Origin of the sequence: Actinomyces sp. oral taxon 849 str. F0330, from assembly GCF_000239715.1 — a bacterium.
GTDB lineage: Bacteria > Actinomycetota > Actinomycetes > Actinomycetales > Actinomycetaceae > Actinomyces > Actinomyces johnsonii.
Genome location: NZ_JH470349.1, coordinates 409,442 through 413,870 on the forward strand (window position 1 = coordinate 409,442; position 4,429 = coordinate 413,870).

Below are 4,429 nucleotides of genomic sequence, written 5' to 3' on the forward strand. Positions count from 1 at the left end.
GGCCAGGCGCGCCTGCATAGTGCCGGGCTCGGAGATGCTCGTCTCGAGCCAGACGGGCCTGGCGTAGCCCGCCTCGCGCAGCTCGCGCTCCAACAGGTCCCGCACCGCGGCGGTGGCGCGCGGCTTGGAAGGATTGACGACGACGCAGGCCAGCGGCTGCCCGGTGCGCGTCGTCGCCCGGGCCCCGCCGTCGGTGAAGCCGGTCATAGGGGCAGGTTAACCGTCCGCGCGGCCCCGGTCACTGTCACCGGAGCCGCGCGGAGGTCATCGAGGGAGGCCGGGCGGATCCGGGGCGTGGTCCGGGCTATGGCCCGGCGCCGACTTTCCGCCCGTGCCCTCGCCCCGACTCAGGTCCTGATCGGGGTGACGGGTAGGCCGGCCTGGCTCACCAGGCGTGAGATGAGGGCGGCCAGTTGGGCGAAGTCGGCGCCGCGGGAGGAGGAGATCCGGTGGACCAGGCCCATGTGGCGCACCGGCGCCTCGTCGGCGAAACGGGCGACGCCGTACTCCGAGGAGGGGGCCAGCAGCTGGAGCGCCCCCTCGGGAATGATCGTCACGCCGGAGCCGTGTGCGACCATGCGGGTCACCGTCGACAGGGTGGTGGCCACCGCGACCGGGGGCCGGGTGCCGTAGCGCTGGCACAGGGCCAGGGTCTGGTCGCGCAGGCAGTTGCCCTCGTCGAGTAGGAGGAGGGGCTGGTCATCGAGCTCGGTGGGGTTGACGTCCCGGCGCCCCGCCCAGGGGTGGTCGGCGGCGGTGAGGACGACGAGCTGCTCGTCGAACATCGGGATCGCGGTGGTGCGCTGGAGGTCGTCCTCCAGGGCGATGATGGCGGCGTCCAGACGCCCCTGGGCGAGTTGGTCGAGGTTGTCCCCGGTGACCATCTCGCGCAGATCCAGCTCCATCTGGGGCAGGGCCTCGCGCAGACCGTCGATGAGAATGGGGGCCAAGTAGGGCGCGATGGTGGGGATGATGCCCAGACGCATCGTGCCGCTCAAGGCGGCCCCCTGGCTGGAGGCGGCCTCGTTGAAGGCCTCGGCGGCCAGGACGGCGTCGCGGGCGAAGGGCAGGAGGGCCTCGCCCAGGGAGGTCACCAGCACGCGGCGGGTGGTGCGCTCCACCAGCTCGCCGCCAACGCGCTTCTCCAGGGCGGTGATGGCCTGCGACAGGCTGGGCTGACTGACGCCGAGCGCAGTGGCGGCCTCGCCGAAGTGCTGGTGGTCGCACAGGGCTACGAAGGCCCGTAACTGCGAGAAGGACGGAGATGATGAGATCGGCATGAGTTGTGGTCCTGTGGTCGGGGCCCGCACCAACGCGATCGGCGAGCCTGATATGACGAAGTGACAGAAAGTCGAAGACAGACGAATGGCCGGGAGAAGCGGGGAGAATGGTGTGGGATCCGGCGTGGGCGGGCCTCCAACATGGCGGCCCGAGAACGCCGTCGGGAACTATAGGGTACACCGATTGAAATGGATTGTATTCACAGGTGGATTACGTTGGTAGAGGGAAGTAGGTCACGTTCGCGCTCGAGGGGTGGTGTGTGCGGGGGCGAACGTGTATGGCTCGCACGCGCGCCATCCACCCCCGGCCTTCCGGTTAATTCTTGGCTTTCGGGCCCGCGAGTCCGCCTTGTCGGCGGTGCGGATCCGACGGCGATTCGGGTCGATCCGACTCGAGTGTCGGGTCCGTCACTGGTTGGTGACCACCTCGCGTGCGGCCCGATGTCGCCCGGAAAGTGATCCGAGTGCGGCCTCGGGTGCGGTCCTGACTACACTCAGGGTCATGATCGACCTGCGTGCGCTTCGTGAGAACCCCGAGCCCTTCCGCGCCAGCCAGCGAGCCCGCGGCGCCGACGTCGATCTCGTTGACCGCGTCATTGCCGCCGACGAGACCCGCCGTCAGGCGCTGGCCGCCTTCGAGAACCTCCGCGCCGAGCAGAAGGCCGTCTCCCGGTCCGTCGGGAAAGCATCGCCTGAGGAGCGCCCGGCGATTCTCGCCAGTGCCAAGGAACTGGCCGAGCAGGTCAAGGCCGCCGAGGCCGCCTCCTCGGCGGCGGCCGTTGAGCTCGACGCCCTGGCCCGCCAGTTCGCCAACCTCATCGAGGGAGCGCCGTCGGGCGGCGAGGAGGACTACGTCGTCCTGCGCCACGAGGGCGGCGAGCCCCGGGACTTCACCGCCGAGGGCTTCGAGCCCGCCGACCACCTGGCGATCGGCGAGGGCCTGGACATCATCGACACCCGCCGCGGCGCCAAGGTCTCCGGCGCCCGCTTCTACTATCTCAAGGGCTGGGGCATGCGCCTGGAGCTGGCCCTCATGACGGCTGCCCTGGACGCCGCCGTCGCCCACGGATTCACCCCGATGACCACCCCCACCCTCGTGACTCCGCAGGTCATGGGTGGTACCGGGTTCCTGGGCGCCCACAGCGACGAGATCTACTATCTGCCCGCCGATGACCTCTACCTCACCGGCACCTCCGAGGTGGCCCTGGCCGGCTACCACGCCGACGAGATCCTCGACCTCACCGCCGGGCCCAAGCGCTACATGGGCTGGTCCACCTGCTACCGGCGCGAGGCCGGCGCCGCCGGCAAGGACACCCGCGGCATCATCCGCGTCCACCAGTTCAACAAGGCCGAGATGTTCTCCTACTGCCGCCCCGAGGCCGCCGAGGCCGAGCACGCCCGGCTCCTGGCCATGGAGGAGGAGATGCTGGCCCTGGTCGAGCTGCCCTACCGGGTCATCGACACCGCCGCCGGGGACCTGGGATCCTCGGCCGCCCGCAAGTTCGACTGCGAGGCCTGGCTGCCCACCCAGCAGCGCTGGATGGAGGTCACCTCCACCTCCAACTGCACCACCTACCAGGCCCGCCGCCTGGCCGTGCGCGAGCGCCGCGAGAGCGGCACGAGCCCCGTGGCCACCCTCAACGGAACCCTGGCCACCACCCGCTGGATGGTCGCCATCCTGGAGAACCACCAGCAGGCCGATGGCTCGGTGCGCGTGCCCGCGGGCCTGCGCCCCTACCTGGGCGGCCTGGAGGCCATCGAGCCCGTCGGCGCCACCGCCTGAGGCCGGCTGCGCATGAGCCCCACACCATCCGCCCCCTTGCCGTCGACGCCGTCGGAACCTTCGCCGGGAACCGCCGGTGCGGGCAACACGGCCGACGCCGCGGGCGGCCCCAGCGCCGTCGAGCCCACGGCCAACGGCCCGGCCGTCAACCCCGACACCGGGATCGCCCCGGGTGGTCAACCGCTGACCCGCCTGGGCGGCTCGGCTGAGTACATCGGGCATCGCGGCGACCCCGAGAGCACCGCCAAGACCACCGGCTCCGCCGGGGGAACCGGCGGGCGCATGCTGCGCCGTCGGGCTCTGGACCACGAGGAGTACCACGCCCTGGTCCAGGACCGGATGCGGGACCTCGACGCCCTGGAGGCCTCCGGCGGGGCCCGGCTCGCGCCCGGTCGAGGGCTCGTCGTCGCCCTCGACGTCGACGGCACCATCCTCGACATGGACGGGCGCGTCTCGGAGCGGGTCATGGCCTCCATCGCCCGCCTGCGCGCCCACGAGGTGCCCGTGGTCATCTCCACCGGGCGCGGGATCGCCGCCGCCATGCCGGTGGTGCGTCACCTGGGGCTGAGCTCGGGCTGGATGGTGTGCGCCAACGGCGCCCTGACCCTGCGGCTCGACCCAGACGCCCCCGGCGGCTACGAGGTGGTCGACTCGCGCACCTTCGACCCGCGCCCCGCCATCGAGACCCTGCTCGCCGCCGTGCCCGACGGGATCATCGCCGTGGAGGACCTTGGCGTCGGGTTCAAGGTCTCCCGGCTCTTCCCCGACGGCGAGCTCATCGAGGACCAGCAGGTCGTCTCCTTCGACGAGCTCGTCTCCCAGCCCGTCACCCGCGTGGTCCTGCGGGCCCCGGGCATGTCGGTGGAGCGCTTCTCCGAGATCGTGGCCGACTCCGGGCTGCACTCGGTGGAGTACGCCATCGGCTGGACGGCCTGGCTCGACGTCGCCCCCGAAGGCGTCACCAAGGCCTCCGCCCTCGAGGCGCTCATCTCCCGCCTGGGCGTCGACTCCGCCCGCACCCTCGCGGTCGGGGACGGCTCCAACGACGTCGAGATGATCGAGTGGGCCGGGGCCGGAGTCGTCATGGGTAGTGCGCCCCAGTGGGTGCGCGACCGCGGCGATATCCTGACCGAGCCCGTGTGGCGGGACGGCTGCGCCGCCGTCCTGGACGCCGTCATCGAACGAGTAAGGCACCCCTGATGCGACAGTCCCCTCTCCCTATCTCCCATCACAACTCCATCGGCCCCATCAACGACGTCACCGCCGCGGGCACCGGTCTGCCCGGCGGGGCCGCCCCGGGCCGACGACGTTCAACCGGCAGACGGCGGCGCTGCGGCCGTCTTCTCGCGGCCGCCAGCGCCTTGAC

Annotated in this window: 3 protein-coding genes and 1 pseudogene; 2 read left to right on the forward strand and 2 right to left on the reverse strand. The window is 71.5% G+C overall.

Going from position 1 to position 4,429, the window contains the following annotated elements; genetic code table 11:
- Nucleotides 1–207: pseudogene (locus tag HMPREF0975_RS16055) on the reverse strand (diacylglycerol/lipid kinase family protein); the annotation flags it as partial.
- Between the two features lie 140 nt (nucleotides 208–347).
- Nucleotides 348–1,280, reverse strand: a complete 933-nt coding sequence (locus tag HMPREF0975_RS03720; protein ID WP_009232799.1) for a LysR substrate-binding domain-containing protein — start codon at nucleotides 1,278–1,280, stop codon at nucleotides 348–350.
- A gap of 502 nt (nucleotides 1,281–1,782) precedes the next feature.
- Between HMPREF0975_RS03720 and serS the strand changes: the two genes are divergently transcribed.
- Entirely contained in the window at nucleotides 1,783–3,063 is a 1,281-nt protein-coding gene (serS, locus tag HMPREF0975_RS03725) for a serine--tRNA ligase (RefSeq protein WP_009232800.1), read from the forward strand.
- Between the two features lie 12 nt (nucleotides 3,064–3,075).
- A complete protein-coding gene (locus tag HMPREF0975_RS03730) occupies nucleotides 3,076–4,263 on the forward strand; it encodes an HAD family hydrolase (RefSeq protein ID WP_009232801.1) in 1,188 nt (395 codons plus the stop codon).
- Nucleotides 4,264–4,429 lie beyond the last annotated feature (166 nt).

Excerpts from the sequence above, each read along its gene's own strand:
- serS (WP_009232800.1), top strand. The coding sequence starts at position 1,783 with ATGATCGACCTGCGTGCGCTTCGTGAGAACCCCGAGCCCTTCCGCGCC.
- HMPREF0975_RS03730 (WP_009232801.1), top strand. The coding sequence starts at position 3,076 with ATGAGCCCCACACCATCCGCCCCCTTGCCGTCGACGCCGTCGGAACCT.
- HMPREF0975_RS03720 (WP_009232799.1), bottom strand. The coding sequence starts at position 1,280 with ATGCCGATCTCATCATCTCCGTCCTTCTCGCAGTTACGGGCCTTCGTA.